This is a genomic window from Pseudomonas sp. NFIX49, assembly GCF_900115915.1.
GTDB classification, from domain to species: domain Bacteria; phylum Pseudomonadota; class Gammaproteobacteria; order Pseudomonadales; family Pseudomonadaceae; genus Aquipseudomonas; species Aquipseudomonas pharyngis.
Genome location: NZ_FOYE01000008.1, coordinates 115,532 through 131,021 on the forward strand (window position 1 = coordinate 115,532; position 15,490 = coordinate 131,021).

A 15,490-nucleotide genomic window follows, 5' to 3' on the forward strand; every position below is an offset into this window, starting at 1 on the left:
GCATCGCCCACACAGGATTCTGACCAACATGAACTACAACAACCCAACCCAGCTGCAAGCCGCCATCCTCGACTGGGCCGGCACCGTGGTCGACTTCGGTTCCTTCGCGCCGACCCAGATCTTTGTCGAAGCCTTCGCCGAGTTCGACGTCCAGGTCTCCATCGAAGAGGCCCGTGGCCCGATGGGCATGGGCAAGTGGGATCACATCCGCACCCTATGCGATCAGCCGCAGGTTGCCGAGCGCTATCGCAAGGTGTTCGGTCGCACCCCGACCGACGATGACGTGACCGCGATCTACAACCGCTTCATGCCGCTGCAGATCGAGAAAATCGCCGAGCACTCGGCGCTGATTCCCGGTGCACTGGAGACCATCGCCAACCTGCGTCAACAAGGGATCAAGATCGGCTCCTGCTCCGGTTATCCGAAGCAGGTTATGGACAAGGTCGTGGCACTGGCCGCCACCAACGGCTACATCGCCGACCACGTCGTCGCCACCGACGAAGTGCCGAACGGCCGCCCATGGCCGGCCCAAGCACTGGCCAACGTGATTGCGCTAGGCATCGACGATGTCGCCGCCTGCGTCAAGATCGACGACACCGTGCCGGGGATTCTCGAAGGCCGTCGCGCCGGGATGTGGACCGTGGCGCTGATCTGCTCCGGCAACGCGCTGGGCCTGGATTACGAAGGCTATCGCGCACTGGGCAGCGACGCGCTGGCCAGCGAGCGCAAGCGCATTCACGCGCTGTTCGACGGCTCGCGCCCGCACTACATGATCGACACCATCAGCGATCTGCCGGAAGTGATCGCCGACATCAACAAGCGCCTGGCCAACGGCGAGATGCCGCAAAGCAGCTGATTGCATCCATCGCGGCAAAAAAAACGCCAGTGTCTGCACGACACTGGCGTTTTTTCATGGGCGTTTTCAGTCAAATCGCTGACTCAGCTCAGTGAAAGCTTTTTTAGCCTCGGGCAAACGCGCCAAAGGGGATTACAGTTAAGGCATGCCGTCGCAGAACGGCACGCTTGAGCCCTGAACCGTGAGGAACGCCGTATGCCGTGGACAAATTCCGAATCCCGTTACAGCACCGTGTCGATCCTGTTGCACTGGCTGATGCTGGTGCTGTTGGTGCTGGTGTACGCCAGCATGGAACTGCGCGGGCTGTTTCCCAAGGGCAGTGGCGGTCGCACGCTGATCCGCGAAGTGCATTACATGCTCGGGCTGACCGTGTTCGTGCTGGTCTGGTTTCGCCTGTTCGCCCGCAGCCTGGGCCCTGCGCCGAAAATCTTCCCGGCTTCGCCACAGTGGCAAACCGCCCTCGCACGCTTGATGCACTGGGCCTTGTACCTGTTCATGATCAGCATGCCGATCCTCGGCTGGCTGATCACCAGCGCCGAAGGTCATCAGGTGATGTTCTACGGTTTCGACCTGCCGTTGCTGGTGAGTGAAGACAAGGTGTTCGCCAAAGAGGTCGAGCACTGGCATGTGCTGATCAGCACCATCGGCTACTGGCTGATCGGTCTGCATGCGCTGGCGGGGATCTATCACCATTACGTGGTGCGCGATAACACGTTGCTGCGGATGATGCCCAAGCGCAGCCAGGGTTAACCGTCGAATCCGCGCCGGCCCTGCAAGCCGCCGGTGTGGATGAAGATCAAGCGTGAACCCCGGGCAAAGCGACCCGCCTCGATCTGTTGTTTGAGCGCCAGCAAGGCTTTGCCGGTGTACAGCGGTTCGAGGGGAATGCCGCTGGCCTGTTCGGTTTGCGCGATAAATTCAAGCAACGCCGGATCGACCTTGGCGAAACCGCCACGGCTGGCGTCGATCAGCTCGTAGCCTCCCATCTCACCGACAACTGCCTCGACATTGGCCCCGACGCCGTGATCATCGGGCACGGCCATTGCGCCGTACACCGCATGTTGTCCTGCCTCGGCCAACACCAATCCCGCGAGCGTGGTGCCCGTGCCGCAGGCCAGCCACCAACCGTGGTAGTCGTCCCAGCCAAGTTTGCCGAGTTGTTCACTGACCTGATCCTTCAGCGCCTCGCACCCCAGCGCCCCCGGCAAACCGCCGCCCCCTTCGGGCACCGGATACAGCGTCGGATATTGCGCCAGCCACGGTTGCCAGAACCCCGGCTCGTGTCGCGCCCGATAGCCGCCGTAACCAAGCCAGTGCAGTTGCATGCCGAAATCCTGCAGATCCCTGACCGTCGGCGTGTCCTGCGGATGCCCGCGCAATAACCCGACGGTTGTGAATCCCAGGCGTTTGCCCGCAGCCGCCAGCGCATGCAGATGATTGGAGTGCGCACCGCCCAGGCTGATGATGCCTTCGGCACCCGCACGGTCGGCGGCGTTGAGATGTTCGACAAGTTTGAACCACTTGTTGCCGCTGATCAGCGGATCGATACGGTCCAGGCGCAGGACCGCGACTTCAATGCCGGCGGCGGTGAGCCAGTCCAGATGAAAGGGATCGAGGGGGGCTTGAGGTAGCCAGTCGGTGGGAGGCAGAAACATGAAGGCCGGCTCTGTGCAAAGAGCCGGCATTCTAGGGTGGATCAGAGCTCGGCGGCCAGACGCGAGCCCTGATTGATCGCACGTTTGGCATCCAGCTCGGCCGCCACATCGGCGCCGCCGATCAGGTGCACGTTCTGCCCGGCTTCGACCAGACCGTCGTGCAGCTCGCGCAGCGGATCCTGGCCGGCGCAGATGACGATGTTGTCCACCGGCAGCACTTGCGGCTCGCCGGTTTCGCCGATGCGGATGTGCAGGCCTTCGTCGTCGATTTTCAGGTATTCGACGCTGTTGAGCATCTGCACCTGCTTGTTCTTCAGACCGGTGCGGTGAATCCAGCCGGTGGTCTTGCCCAGACCGTCGCCGACCTTGGATTTCTTGCGTTGCAGCAGGAACACGTCGCGCGCCGGTGCGTGCGGTGCAGCCTTGATCCCGGCCACGCCACCACGGGCTTCCAGATGCGTGTCGATGCCCCACTCTTTCCAGAAAGCGGCGCGATCCTGACTGGTGGCCACGCCTTCATGGACGAGGAATTCCGACACGTCGAAACCGATACCGCCGGCGCCGATCACCGCCACACGCTTGCCGACCGGTTTGCGCTCGAGCAGCACATCCAGGTAGCTCAGCACTTTGGCGTTCTCGACACCCGGAATCGCCGGAAGACGCGGCGCAATGCCGGTCGCCAGAATGACTTCGTCGTAACCGCCCTCGACCAGTTTTGCCACGTCGACGCGGGTGTTCAGGCACACCTCGACGTTGGTGGTCTGCAGTTTACGTTTGAAGTAACGCAGGGTTTCGTAAAACTCTTCCTTGCCCGGCACACGTTTGGCGACGTTGAACTGGCCACCGATTTCGCTGGCCGAATCGAACAAGGTCACTTGATGCCCACGCTCGGCGGCCACGGTGGCGGCGGACAGACCGGCAGGACCGGCACCGACCACGGCGATCTTCTTGATCTGCTTGACCGGCAGGTAGTTGAGTTCGGTCTCGTGGCAGGCACGCGGGTTGACCAGGCAACTGGTGAGCTTGCCGCCGAAGGTGTGATCGAGGCAGGCCTGGTTGCAACCAATGCAGGTGTTGATTTCGTCGGCGCGGCCTTCAGCTGCCTTGTTGACGAAGTCCGGATCGGCGAGGAACGGCCGCGCCATCGAGACCATGTCGGCATCGCCTTCAGCAAGGATCTGCTCGGCAATTTCCGGGGTGTTGATGCGGTTGGTGGTGATCAGCGGAATTTTCACCGAGCCACGCAGCTTGGCCGTGACCTTGCTGAACGCCGCACGCGGCACTTTGGTGGCGATGGTCGGAATCCGCGCTTCGTGCCAGCCGATGCCGGTGTTGATGAGGGTCGCACCGGCCTGCTCGATGGCTTTGGCCAGGGTGACGATTTCTTCCCATGTGCTACCGCCTTCCACCAGATCGAGCATCGACAGACGGAAGATGATGATGAAGTTCGGGCCGACCGCTTCACGTACGCGGCGTACGATTTCCACCGGCAGGCGCATGCGGTTTTCGTAGCTGCCGCCCCAACGGTCGGTGCGGTGGTTGGTGTGGGCGGCGAGGAACTGGTTAATGAAATAACCTTCCGAGCCCATGATTTCCACGCCATCGTACTCGGCGGTCTGGGCCAGTACCGAACAGGTGACGAAATCGCTGATCTGCTTCTCGATGCCTTCCTCGTCCAGCTCTTTGGGCTTGAATGGGTTGATCGGCGCCTGAATGGCGCTCGGTGCGACCTGTTTCGGGCTGTAGGCATAACGGCCGGCGTGGAGGATCTGCATGCAGATCTTGCCGCCCGCATCATGCACGGCACGGGTGACGATGCGGTGCTTGAGCGCTTCTTCCTCGGTGGTCAGCTTGGCCGCGCCGGAATACACACCGCCCTCGTCGTTCGGGCCGATGCCGCCGGTGACCATCAGGCCGACGCCGCCGCGGGCACGCTCGGCGAAATACGCCGCCATGCGTTCGAAACCACCCGGCTTCTCTTCAAGGCCGGTGTGCATCGAACCCATCAGGGTGCGGTTGCGCAACGTGGTGAATCCCAGGTCCAGCGGGGCCAACAGGTGCGGGTATTGAGTGGCGGTCATCGTTAACTCCACAGCAAGCAATCACGGAAAATGCGGGAGCTCTGCGTCCCCCGTCAGTCATGCTCGACAGATTAGGAGTCGCATCGCTGTCACTCAATGACCGTAACTGACAAGTTATTGATCCAAATGCGCAGCGCCCCTTGGCAAGCCGGGGCTGGCGCCCTACCCTGTCCGCACACCCTGTACCCGGTTGCTGTTGGATTTCATGCGCAAACTTCTGTACCTGACTTTTTCCATGGCGCTCATCGCCGCGCTCACCTTCTACGCCATGTGGGCGGCTGACCGTCCGGCCGGTCATTACCTGTCAGACCTGCGGATCAAACTCGCGGTCGATCAGGGCACCCCAGCCGATCGCGGCAACCTGCTGGGCATCCAGCCCGAGCTGTTCCCCACCGACTACCAAAGCCCCGAACGCCTGCACCGCAAGCTCGCCGCCTATTTGCAGCAGGCGCAGGATCAAGGCCTGTTGAATGAAAAAACCGTGGTCATCCTGCCGGAGCATGTCGGCACCTGGCTGATGATCAGCGGCGAGAAAGATGAGCTGTACCAGGCCGCCACCCTCGCCGAAGCAATGAACTGGCTGGCGGCGAGCAACCCGGTGCAGTTTGCTCGCGCCTGGCTCACCGCCAAGGGCAGCAGCCGTCTAGATGACGCGCACCTGCGCATGAAGTCCCGGGACATGGCCAAGGACTATCAGGCACTGTTCGGTGGCCTGGCCAAGGAATTCCACGTCACCCTGGTGGCCGGCTCGATCGTGCTGCCTGAACCGAATATCACCAACGGCCGACTCAAGGCCGGCAGTGGCGCGCTGTACAACAGCACGGTGGTCTTCGGTCGCGATGGCGCCCCGCTCGGCCAGCCACAGCGGCAGATGCGCCCGATCTTCGATCAGGACGAACCATCCGGCACTCGCGCAGCTTCCCGAATCAATGTGATCGACACCCCGGCCGGACGCCTCGGCGTGTTGATCGGCAGCGACAGTTGGTATCCGGACAACTACCGCAAACTCGACGAGCAAGGCGCGCAGCTGATCGCGGTGCCCGCGTTCGTCGTCGGTCATGGCGTCTGGGATCAACCGTGGAAGGGTTACAAGGGCTTGAGCGTGCCGGACTCGGTCAGCCTGAAACCGGGAGCCGTCAGTGAAGGCCAGGCCTGGCACCAACTGACCCTGAGCGCGCAACCGCCGGCCAGCAAGGCACTGGCCGGCATGAGTGTGTTCCTGCGCGGGCAGTTCTGGGACAAACCGAGTTCCGGGCAAAGCTTCCTCAGCAGCAACGGCCAGCAATTCGCCGACAGCGAAGCCCGCGGCGCGCGCCTGCTGAACCTCTGGTTGTAACCCGTGAAACCGCTGCCGATGCGCCTCGGGGATCTGTCGGTGGGCTTCGTCCACAGCCTGGCCGACGCCGTGCGCAGCCATGACGTCGATCCGCTGCCATTGCTCGAACAGTACGGTTTGGACACCGCACGACTGGCCGAAGCCGGCGCCCGCCTGTCGATCCCGCGCTACATGCGCCTGGGGCATGGCGCGATCCAGCTGACCGGCGATCCGGCATTGGGTTTGCGCATGGGCCGGCTCAGTCGCCTGAGTCAGGCCGGGCTGGCCGGTGTGACCGCCGCGCAGGCGCCGACGGTGCGCGAAGCCGCTCGCTGCCTGACTCGCTTCGAACCGTTGTACGGCTCCAACTATCGTGGCCAGTCGAGTTTCCACGAGGACGCCAGCGGTGCGTGGCTGCGCTTCTACTCGATCAGCCCGTACAACGCCTACAACCGCTTTGTGGTGGATTCGATCATTGCCGGCTGGCTGCATCAGCTGTCGAGCGTCAGCCCCGAGCCCATGCGCGCCGAACGGATCGAGATCGAATTCGACAGCCCGGATTATCGCGACGCCTATGCGGTGCTCGGCGAATGCCCGATCCAGTTCGGCGCTGAACACAATCAACTGCGCCTGAGCCTCACCAGCCTGGCCCAACGCAACCCGGAGCATTGCCCCAGCACCTGGAAACATTTGCTCGGTCTGTGTGAACGGGAACTCGAGCAATTGACCCGCACCCGCAGCCTGCGCGAACGCATCACGCAATTGCTCGGGCCGTTGCTCAATGGTGGCCGGGAACCCGACCTGGAAGAAGTGGCGGCACGCCTGAAGCTGCCGACCTGGACGTTACGGCGAAAGCTGGCCGAGGAAGGCACGCAGTTTCGCGCGATCCTCAATGACACCCGCCGTGATCTGGCAATGACCTACATCCGCGACACCGAACTGGCATTCGGTGAAATTGCCTACCTGCTGGGCTTTGCCTCGGCCGAAGCTTTCCAGCGCGCCTTCAAGCGCTGGAACGGCCAGACACCGGGCGAATTTCGCCGCAGTCACCGCAAGACAGGCTGACGCCTTACAGCTCGGTGGCGTCTTCCGCAGGCTCTGGTGAATCCAGCTCAAAGGCCTGGAATTCAAGCAGTTCTTCTTGATAGTCATCCATTGCGTAATCCCCCTACTACTTGCTTGAAATGGCCTGGAACAAATGACCAGTGCCTCGAGCATAAAGTGCCCGTGTGAAGGAAAAATGAAACACGGCCTTCATGAAATAAACGTAGCAGGCGGTCAGGAATTTATCGCGGGAAATTTTTCGACGGGGCTTGCAGGAAGAAGCTCAAGGGAGACAACAAAACGCCACGCGTCCGACAGGGGTCGGAGGCGTGGCGTGAAGTTCACTGCCCGGAGGCAGGCATGGCCGGGATCGGCTCGGAGGGCGGCGGTATATCCGTCGGATTGGCCGGTGGCGTGATGGTTTCCGTGGCGGGCGCAGGCTCGGTAACCGGTGCCGGGGTAATCGGCGCCGCTTCCGCTGGCGGCGCTACCGGCTCGGAACTGGCAGGGGTCGCTTCTGCAGGCGCTGGCGTCGGTGCTGCAGCGGGCTCGGCGGCCGGTGCTGGGGCCGGTTCAGCCGCTGGGGCTGGAGCCAACGGAGCCGGTGCCGCTTTAGCCTCCGGCACACCCAGGTCGGTCTTCGGTTTTTCGGTGATGTGCGCGGCCTTCTTCGCGTCAGCCGGCAGGAACAGCTCGACCAGCGTGAAGAAACGCTCGTAGAACTTCTGCGACGACACGGTTTCGCTGGCCACCTTGACCATCGAATCGTCAGACGAGCCGATCGGCATCGAGACCGAGCCCAACACGCCAACCCCGAGGCTGGCCGAGTTGTTGGTCTTCTTCAGCGCGTAGCGGTCCTGCAGGGCGTTGGCGAACACGGTGGCGTGATGGCCGGCGCTGCCATCATCGGCGCATACCACGTTGAAGCTGATCTCCAGGTGGGTTTCACCGGTCTGCTGGAAGCTCTTGTGCCCACTGACCAGTTTCGGGTCATTGCTGGTAATGATGTAGCCCTGGCTGAGCAACGCTCGGCGGGCCGCTTCGCAACTGGCGGTGTCGGTCACCGGGTAATTGCGCGAAAAGGTGCCGGAGTCGTCGAAATTCTCATGCTCGTAGATGGGCTTGTCCTTGGAGCAGCCGGCAGCGGCGGTCAGCAACAACGCCAACCCGATGAAACGCACGGGAATAGAATTCAACATTAAACATCCTGAGGGAAAACGGTCCGGGGCGTATTGTGCAACAGATCGCTGCCCCGCGGCGTATGGATTAGTGTCTTAAAACAGTTACAACTCTATCGACCTTCAGTGGCAGGAAAAAGTCGCGCCGATAAATGATCGATGAACACCCGCAACTTGGCGGTTGCATGCCGGCTCGACGGCCACAGCACCCAGAACTGTCCGACGTGCTCCAGATGCTCATCCAGCACGCGCTGCAGGCGGCCTTGCTGCTGCGCCTCGAAGATCATGAAGTCCGGCAGACAAGCGATGCCCATGCCCGCCAGCGCTGCATGCCGCACGGCTTCGATCGACGTACTGACCAGGCGTGTCGGCAAGGTCGGTTCGGGCGCGCCCTCCTCGCGTTTGAGCGGCCAGGGCTCCAGTTTGCCGGTGGCGTGAAACGTATGGCGCAGGCAGGCGTGCTCCGCCAGATCGGCCGGGGTCAGCGGTTCGCCGCGCTCGCGCAGGTACGCGGGGCAGGCCACCAGCACCATATGAAACTCGCCCAACGGTCGTGCCATCAGTCGCGAGTCTCGCGGTTTCCCCGTTCGAATCACTGCGTCGAAACCTTCTTCAACCACATCAACCATGCGATCGGTCAGGTCCAGATCCAGTTCGATCTGCGGGTACAGCGCCATGAACTCGTTCATGACCGGCATCACCAGGTCATGCACCTGGGGCAGGCTGACCCGTAACTTGCCGTGAGGCGCCGCTGCGGCATCGCACAGTTCAAATTCCGCCGCCTCCACTTCGGCGAGGATCTTGCGGCAACGTTCAAGAAACAGCGCGCCTTCACTGGTCAGCGTGATGCTGCGAGTGGTGCGGTGAAACAACCGCACATTGAGTCGTGCCTCCAGTCGGGCAATGCTTTTGCCGACCGCCGACGAAGACACGCCCTGCAGGCGGCCGGCCTCGGTAAAGCTGCGGGTTTCCGCCACCTGCACAAACACTGAAATACTGCCCAGGCTGTCCATTCATCCCTCCCTGATTCACGACATTCTTGTCCGAGATGTTCGGAACCCTAACCTGTTTTTCCCGAATGTGCAGCGCCCTACCCTATGGCCTTCGTCTCCTTTGGCAAAATGGAAACCCGCCCATGAACGATGCGCCACTCACTTCCTCCACGCTCGCCGGCACCGTCGAACCCGCAGAACGATTACCGCTGGGCGCACTGCTCGCACTGGCCACCGCCGGGTTCATCACCGTGTTGACCGAGGCGATGCCTGCCGGCCTGCTGCCGCAGATGAGCGCAGGGCTCGATGTTTCTCAGGCACTGATCGGGCAACTGGTCACGCTGTACGCGATCGGTTCGATGCTGGCGGCGATTCCGCTCACCATTGCCACCCGAGGGTGGCGTCGACGCCCGCTGCTGCTGGCGGCCATTGGTGGGTTTGCCATCGCCAACAGCATCACCGCGCTGTCGGAGCTGTACTGGCTGACACTGATTGCACGTTTGATCGCAGGCGTGTTCGCCGGGCTGCTGTGGGCTTTGCTGGCGGGGTACGCGAGTCGGATGGTGGCACCCCACTTACAAGGCCGGGCGATTACGGTGGCCATGCTCGGGGCGCCGCTTGCGCTGTCGCTGGGCATTCCGGCCGGGACGCTGCTGGGTACGGCAGTCGGCTGGCGCCTGAGCTTCGCGATCATGACCGGGCTGACCGTGCTGCTGGTGATCTGGGTGCGCTGGCAAGTGCCGGACTTTGCCGGTGAGCGCGCCGGTAAACGCCTGCCACTGCGTCAGGTGTTTACCTTGCCGGGCGTGCGATCCGTGCTGTTCGTGACCCTGTCCTACGTCGTCGCGCACAACCTGTTGTATACCTATATCGCACCCTTTCTGCAGCCTTCGGGGCTTGGCGGAGAAATCGACCGAGTGTTGTTGGTGTTTGGCTTGGCGTCGGTACTGAGCCTATGGATCGTCGGCAGCCTGATTGATCGCTGGCTGCGTCAGCTGGTATTGGTCAGCGGCTTGTTGTTCCTGCTGTCGGCGATCGTACTGGGCTTGTGGCGCGAATGGCCGGGCGTGGTCTACACCGCCACCGCCGTCTGGGGGCTGGCATTCGGCGCGATGCCCTCGCTGTTGCAGACGGCCCTGGCGAAAACCGCCAGGGAGGCTGCCGACACCGCGCAATCAATGCTGGTGACGCTGTGGAATGTCGGCATTGCCGGTGGCGGACTTGTCGGAGGCCTGCTGCTGAACAACCTGGGCGTCGGAAGTTACCCATGGATTGTCGCGGGTCTGTTGCTGCTGACCCTTTATGCGACCGTCAATGCCCGAAGCCATGGTTTCCCGAACGCCGGATAACGCGCACAAAAAAGCCCCGGATTTTCATCCGGGGCTCGGGTCTTGCGGCTCAGCCAGGCATCAGAAACGCTTGATGTCGGCTTCGGCTTCCAGCTGCTTGCGATACGCCGCGAAGTCCTGCTGCCCCACACGCGAGGCGAGGAAGCGACGATATTGCGCTTTCTCTTCATCGGTCGGAGCCGCCGCTTCGTTCACGCCATTAAGGCGCACGATGGTCAGGCTACCGTCCGCCAGCGTCACGCTGGTGAAGGTCGGCTTGTCCTTGGCGGCCGGTTTCGGCATGCGGAACAACGCTTGCAGCACCGCTGGATCAACGCCTTCCTGAGCGCGGTTCGCCGCTTCAGTGACTTTCCAGCTCTGACCGTCCACCGCCTTGTCCAGCGGGGTCTTGCCATCACGCAGACTGGCGATCAGTTGCTCCGCCTTGGTTTTGGCAGCCGCGCTGGCGTGCTCTTTGGTCAACTGGGTGCGAATGGCAGCGGCCACGCTTTCCAGCGGCAATTGAGTCGGCTTGAGGTGCTCCTTGGCGCGCAGCACGATCACGGTTTCCGGATCCAGCTCGATGGCGGTGCTGTTGGCACCCTCTTCCAGCACCTCAGTGCTGAACGCGGCAGTCACCACGGCACGGTTGGCTGCAACGCCTTCGCCACCTTCACGGCCGAACGGCTTGGAGGTGTGCACGGTCAGCTTCAGATCCTGCGCCGGCTGGGCCAGGTCGGATGCTTCGAACGAAGAGTCTTCCAGTTGCTTGGTCGCCTCGACGAAACGCTGCTCGACTTGCTGGGTTTTCAGCTCGCGGGTCAGCTTGTCCTTCAGGCTGGCCAGAGTCGGCACTTCAGGCGCCTCGACACCCAGCAGCTTGATCAGATGGAAACCGAAGTCGGTGCGAACCGGCTCGGAAACCTGATCCTTGTTCAGCGAATACAGGGCTTTCTCAAAGGCTGGATCGTAAACGCCAGGACCGGCATAACCGAGGTCACCGCCGTTGTTGGCCGAACCCGGATCCTGCGAGAACTCCTTGGCCAGCGCTTCGAATTTCTCGCCCTTGGCCAGACGCGCCTGGACTTCTTCGATCTTCGCCTTGGCCTGGGCTTCGGTGGTTTTGTCGTTGACTTCGATCAAAATGTGCGCCGCACGACGCTGTTCCGACAGGTTGGCGATCTCTTTCTGATACGCCGCCTGCAGGTCTTCGTCCTTTACGGCGACCTGATCGAAGAACGATGCCTTCTTCAACTCCAGGTAATCGATGACCACTTGATCCGGGGTCATGAACTCCTTGGCGTGCTCGTCGTAGTAAGCCTTGACCTCGTCATCGGTCAGCTTCACGGCCGAAGGGTCAGCCTTGATGTTCAGCGTGGCGAAGTCGCGGGTCTGTTTTTCCAGACGGGCGAAGGCCAGCACCTGAGCATCGGTCACGAAACCGCTGCCCGCCACACCGGCGCGCAGTTGGCCGATCAGCATTTCCTGAGCCAGCATCTGGCGGAACTGCATGCGGCTGTAGCCCAGTTGACGGATCACCTGATCGAAACGGTCGGAGCTGAACTTGCCGTCGACCTGGAATTCAGGCGTCTGCAGGATCACTTGGTCCAGGGCCGCTTCGGAGAAAGCGAATTTCGATTGTTCCGCGCCTTGCAGCAGCAGCTTGCGATCGATCAGACCCTTGAGGGCCGATTCGCGCAGCATTTTTTCGTCCAGCAAGGAAGCGTCGAAGTCCTTGCCCAGTTGTTGCATCAGCTGACGGCGTTGCATATCCACCGCCTGGCTCAGCTCGTTCTGGCTGATTTCTTCACCGTTGACCTTGGCCGCCTCATTCTTGTGAGTCGTGGCCTGGAAAATGGCGTCGAAACCGGTCAGAGCCATCAGTGCAACGATGACCCCGATAATGGTCTTGGCAATCCAGCCTTGTGAATTGTCCCTGATATTCTGCAGCATGCGTCCCCCAGAAACGGTTGAACTTCAAAATTAGGCAACCGTGGAGCGTGGGTAGAATCCGGATAGAAGAAAGGCGCATCCGAGGATGCGCCTTCTCGTAACTGGCGGAGCGGACAGGGCTCGAACCCTCGATCCCGGTGTGACAGGCAGCTATTCCCACCGCCTGCTCTACCGCTCCGCTGCCAAGTCAGGCATAACCCCGACCCGGATGGGTAAAAACCTGAATCAAACTTAGTTGACGGCTTCTTTCAGGGCTTTACCGGCTTTGAAACCTGGTTTTTTGGCTGCCGCGATTTCCAGAGTCTTGCCGGTCTGTGGGTTACGACCGATGCGAGCTGGACGATCAGTCACGGAGAAAGTACCGAAACCAACCAGAACAACGGAGTCGCCAGCCTTGAGAGCGCCAGTGACGGATTCGATTACAGCGTCCAGCGCACGGCCAGCAGCAGCTTTCGGGATATCAGCGGATGCAGCGATAGCATCAATCAGTTCCGACTTGTTCACTCTAAGTCCCCTTATATCTATTTGAGTATGATTCTAAGTTTTTTGGTGAAAGCAAAAACGAGTGCTGAATGGCCTACAGACACTTAAGAGCCGCTTTATAACAAGGGCTCTAAAAAGCTGTCAAGGAAGCCCCCCAGGCAAAAGCGTATTAATGCGTGCTAATTCTTTCCTTAGAGTCAGACTCACGTTTTTCGTCCTTGGCAACTATCTCCGGAGCCACATCCGGCAAGGGCTCCGGCGCGTATTGCAGCGCAATTTGCAGGACTTCGTCAATCCATTTAACCGGTTTGATCTGCAGATCCTGCTTGATATTGTCAGGAATCTCCTTCAGATCACGCACGTTCTCTTCCGGAATAATCACTGTCTTGATTCCGCCACGGTGAGCGGCCAGCAGTTTTTCCTTCAGACCGCCAATGGCGAGAACTTGACCACGCAGGGTGATCTCGCCGGTCATGGCGACATCGGCGCGCACAGGAATACCCGTCAAAGCCGACACCAGTGCGGTACACATGCCTACACCAGCGCTCGGGCCGTCTTTCGGCGTAGCGCCTTCCGGCATGTGGATGTGCGTGTCGCGCTTCTCGTGGAAGTCCAGGGGGATGCCCAGACTCTTGGCACGGCTGCGCACAACGGTCAGGGCCGCAGTGATCGATTCGACCATTACGTCACCCAGCGAACCGGTCTTGATCAGTTGACCTTTGCCCGGCACCACAGCGGCTTCGATGGTCAGCAGTTCGCCGCCCACCTGAGTCCAGGCCAGGCCGGTGACTTGTCCGATCTGATCCTGCTGCTCGGCCAGACCGTAGCGGAACTTGCGAACGCCGAGAAAATGTTCCAGCAGATCAGCTGTCACTTTTACCGAGAAGCGTTTTTCCAGCGCGTGCTCTTTGACCGCCTTGCGGCAGACCTTGGCAATCTGCCGCTCGAGGCCACGCACACCGGCTTCGCGGGTGTAGTAACGGATGATGTCGCGGATCGCTTCTTCGTCGAATTCCAGCTCGCCCTTCTTCAGGCCGTTGGCTGCAACCTGTTTGGGCGACAGGTACTTGACCGCAATGTTGATCTTCTCGTCTTCGGTGTAGCCCGGCAGACGGATGACTTCCATCCGGTCCAGCAGCGCCGGTGGAATGTTCATCGAGTTCGAGGTGCACAGGAACATCACATCCGAGAGGTCGTAATCGACTTCCAGATAGTGATCGTTGAAGTTGTGGTTCTGTTCTGGATCAAGCACTTCCAGCAATGCCGACGCCGGGTCGCCACGCATGTCGCTGCCCATTTTGTCGATTTCATCGAGCAGGAACAGCGGGTTGCGGACACCCACTTTTGTCATCTTTTGAATCAATCTTCCTGGCATCGAACCGATGTAGGTCCGACGGTGACCACGGATTTCCGCTTCGTCACGCACGCCACCGAGGGCCATACGCACGAATTTGCGGTTGGTGGCATGGGCGATCGACTCGGCCAGCGAGGTTTTACCCACGCCCGGAGGACCGACCAGGCACAACACCGGGCCACGGATTTTCTTCACGCGCTTTTGCACGGCGAGGTATTCAAGGATGCGTTCCTTGACCTCTTCGAGGCCGTAGTGATCGGCGTCGAGAATGTCTTCGGCACGGGCCAGGTCCAGACGTACCTTGCTCTGGGCCTTCCACGGCACTTGAACCAGCCAGTCGATGTACGAGCGCACCACGGTGGCTTCAGCGGACATCGGCGACATTTGCTTGAGCTTGTTCAGCTCGGCAGTGGCCTTGGCCAGCGCGTCTTTCGGCAGACCGGCAGCGTCGATGCGCTTCTTCAGGTCTTCGATTTCGTTGTGGCCTTCGTCGCTGTCGCCGAGTTCTTTCTGAATGGCCTTCATCTGCTCATTCAGGTAGTACTCGCGCTGACTGCGCTCCATTTGCTTTTTGACGCGGCCACGAATGCGTTTTTCGACTTGCAGCAGGTCGATCTCGGCGTCCAGCAAGGCCAGAACGTGCTCGACCCGGGCCGACAAATCGATGATTTCGAGGATTTCCTGCTTCTGCTCGATCTTCAGCGCCATGTGCGCAGCCATGGTGTCTACCAGGCGGCCAGGCTCGTCGATGCTGTTGAGAGACGACAGGACTTCAGCCGGGACTTTTTTGCCCAACTGCACATATTGTTCGAACTGCGACAGCAGGCTGCGCACAAACACTTCGGATTCGCGCTCGGCGGCGTCGACTTCGTCGATCAGCGACACTTCGGCACGGCAGTGGCCATCGACTTCGCTGAAGCGCTCGACAGCGCCACGCTGCTCGCCTTCGACCAGAACCTTGACGGTGCCGTCCGGCAGCTTCAGCAGCTGCAGAACGGTGGCGATAGTACCTACGCGATAGAGAGCTTCTTCACCGGGATCGTCGTCAGCCGGGTTTCTCTGGGCCAGCAGCAGGATCTGCTTGTCACCCGTCATCGCGGCCTCGAGGGCTTCGATGGATTTCTCGCGCCCCACGAACAGCGGGATAACCATGTGCGGATACACAACGACATCACGCAATGGCAGGAGAGGCAATTCGATGGTGGTCTTCATGATTTCGCCTCTACGGCGGCCATATGGCCGTAATCAGAT

Annotated in this window: 12 protein-coding genes; 5 read left to right on the plus strand and 7 right to left on the minus strand. The window is 60.9% G+C overall.

What is annotated here, in order from left to right; genetic code table 11:
* The first annotated feature begins 28 nt into the window (after window positions 1-28).
* A complete protein-coding gene (gene phnX / locus BMZ46_RS22640; RefSeq protein WP_074689041.1) occupies window positions 29-856 on the plus strand; it encodes a phosphonoacetaldehyde hydrolase in 828 nt (275 codons plus the stop codon).
* A gap of 195 nt (window positions 857-1,051) precedes the next feature.
* On the plus strand, window positions 1,052-1,606 hold the full coding sequence (locus tag BMZ46_RS22645; RefSeq protein ID WP_039767559.1) for a cytochrome b: 555 nt from the start codon (window positions 1,052-1,054) through the stop codon (window positions 1,604-1,606).
* Here the strand turns inward: BMZ46_RS22645 and BMZ46_RS22650 are convergent.
* Window positions 1,603-2,511 carry a 1-aminocyclopropane-1-carboxylate deaminase/D-cysteine desulfhydrase gene (locus tag BMZ46_RS22650; protein ID WP_074689043.1) on the minus strand — a complete coding sequence of 303 codons (909 nt, stop codon included), beginning with the start codon at window positions 2,509-2,511 and terminating at the stop codon, window positions 1,603-1,605. The two genes, BMZ46_RS22645 and BMZ46_RS22650, sit on opposite strands and share 4 nt — an antisense overlap.
* Window positions 2,512-2,552: 41 nt before the next feature.
* Entirely contained in the window at window positions 2,553-4,592 is a 2,040-nt protein-coding gene (locus BMZ46_RS22655) for an oxidoreductase (protein WP_074689045.1), read from the minus strand.
* A gap of 205 nt (window positions 4,593-4,797) precedes the next feature.
* Between BMZ46_RS22655 and BMZ46_RS22660 the strand changes: the two genes are divergently transcribed.
* Both BMZ46_RS22660 and BMZ46_RS22665 read left to right on the plus strand, forming a co-directional pair.
* Window positions 4,798-5,928: a nitrilase-related carbon-nitrogen hydrolase gene (locus BMZ46_RS22660; protein WP_074689314.1), complete on the plus strand. Its 1,131-nt coding sequence runs from the start codon at window positions 4,798-4,800 to the stop codon at window positions 5,926-5,928.
* A gap of 3 nt (window positions 5,929-5,931) precedes the next feature.
* Window positions 5,932-6,972, plus strand: a complete 1,041-nt coding sequence (locus BMZ46_RS22665) for an AraC family transcriptional regulator (RefSeq protein WP_074689047.1) — start codon at window positions 5,932-5,934, stop codon at window positions 6,970-6,972.
* Window positions 6,973-7,292: 320 nt separating this feature from the next.
* Here the strand turns inward: BMZ46_RS22665 and BMZ46_RS22670 are convergent, their stop codons facing one another.
* The gene (locus BMZ46_RS22670; RefSeq protein ID WP_039767568.1) at window positions 7,293-8,150 is read right to left on the minus strand and encodes a DUF2242 domain-containing protein; all 858 of its coding nucleotides are present in this window, start codon (window positions 8,148-8,150) and stop codon (window positions 7,293-7,295) included.
* Window positions 8,151-8,242: 92 nt separating this feature from the next.
* The gene (locus tag BMZ46_RS22675; protein WP_074689049.1) at window positions 8,243-9,142 is read right to left on the minus strand and encodes a LysR family transcriptional regulator; all 900 of its coding nucleotides are present in this window, start codon (window positions 9,140-9,142) and stop codon (window positions 8,243-8,245) included.
* Between the two features lie 122 nt (window positions 9,143-9,264).
* Between BMZ46_RS22675 and BMZ46_RS22680 the strand changes: the two genes are divergently transcribed.
* Entirely contained in the window at window positions 9,265-10,470 is a 1,206-nt protein-coding gene (locus tag BMZ46_RS22680; protein ID WP_074689052.1) for an MFS transporter, read from the plus strand.
* Between the two features lie 60 nt (window positions 10,471-10,530).
* Here the strand turns inward: BMZ46_RS22680 and BMZ46_RS22685 are convergent, their stop codons facing one another.
* The 3 genes from BMZ46_RS22685 to lon form a co-directional block, all read right to left on the minus strand.
* Window positions 10,531-12,402, minus strand: a complete 1,872-nt coding sequence (locus BMZ46_RS22685) for a SurA N-terminal domain-containing protein (RefSeq protein ID WP_074689054.1) — start codon at window positions 12,400-12,402, stop codon at window positions 10,531-10,533.
* 231 nt (window positions 12,403-12,633) lie between these two features.
* Window positions 12,634-12,906, minus strand: coding sequence for an HU family DNA-binding protein (locus BMZ46_RS22690; protein WP_002552737.1), 273 nt, complete (start codon window positions 12,904-12,906; stop codon window positions 12,634-12,636).
* 148 nt (window positions 12,907-13,054) lie between these two features.
* Entirely contained in the window at window positions 13,055-15,451 is a 2,397-nt protein-coding gene (gene lon, locus BMZ46_RS22695; RefSeq protein ID WP_039767614.1) for an endopeptidase La, read from the minus strand.
* Window positions 15,452-15,490 lie beyond the last annotated feature (39 nt).

Bases quoted from the DNA above. Each gene is read 5' to 3' on its own strand.
- BMZ46_RS22655 (WP_074689045.1), bottom strand. From the start codon at position 4,592: ATGACCGCCACTCAATACCCGCACCTGTTGGCCCCGCTGGACCTGGGA.
- BMZ46_RS22645 (WP_039767559.1), top strand. From the start codon at position 1,052: ATGCCGTGGACAAATTCCGAATCCCGTTACAGCACCGTGTCGATCCTG.
- BMZ46_RS22685 (WP_074689054.1), bottom strand. From the start codon at position 12,402: ATGCTGCAGAATATCAGGGACAATTCACAAGGCTGGATTGCCAAGACC.
- BMZ46_RS22670 (WP_039767568.1), bottom strand. From the start codon at position 8,150: ATGTTGAATTCTATTCCCGTGCGTTTCATCGGGTTGGCGTTGTTGCTG.
- BMZ46_RS22675 (WP_074689049.1), bottom strand. From the start codon at position 9,142: ATGGACAGCCTGGGCAGTATTTCAGTGTTTGTGCAGGTGGCGGAAACC.
- BMZ46_RS22680 (WP_074689052.1), top strand. From the start codon at position 9,265: ATGAACGATGCGCCACTCACTTCCTCCACGCTCGCCGGCACCGTCGAA.
- BMZ46_RS22660 (WP_074689314.1), top strand. From the start codon at position 4,798: ATGCGCAAACTTCTGTACCTGACTTTTTCCATGGCGCTCATCGCCGCG.
- lon (WP_039767614.1), bottom strand. From the start codon at position 15,451: ATGAAGACCACCATCGAATTGCCTCTCCTGCCATTGCGTGATGTCGTT.
- BMZ46_RS22650 (WP_074689043.1), bottom strand. From the start codon at position 2,511: ATGTTTCTGCCTCCCACCGACTGGCTACCTCAAGCCCCCCTCGATCCC.
- phnX (WP_074689041.1), top strand. From the start codon at position 29: ATGAACTACAACAACCCAACCCAGCTGCAAGCCGCCATCCTCGACTGG.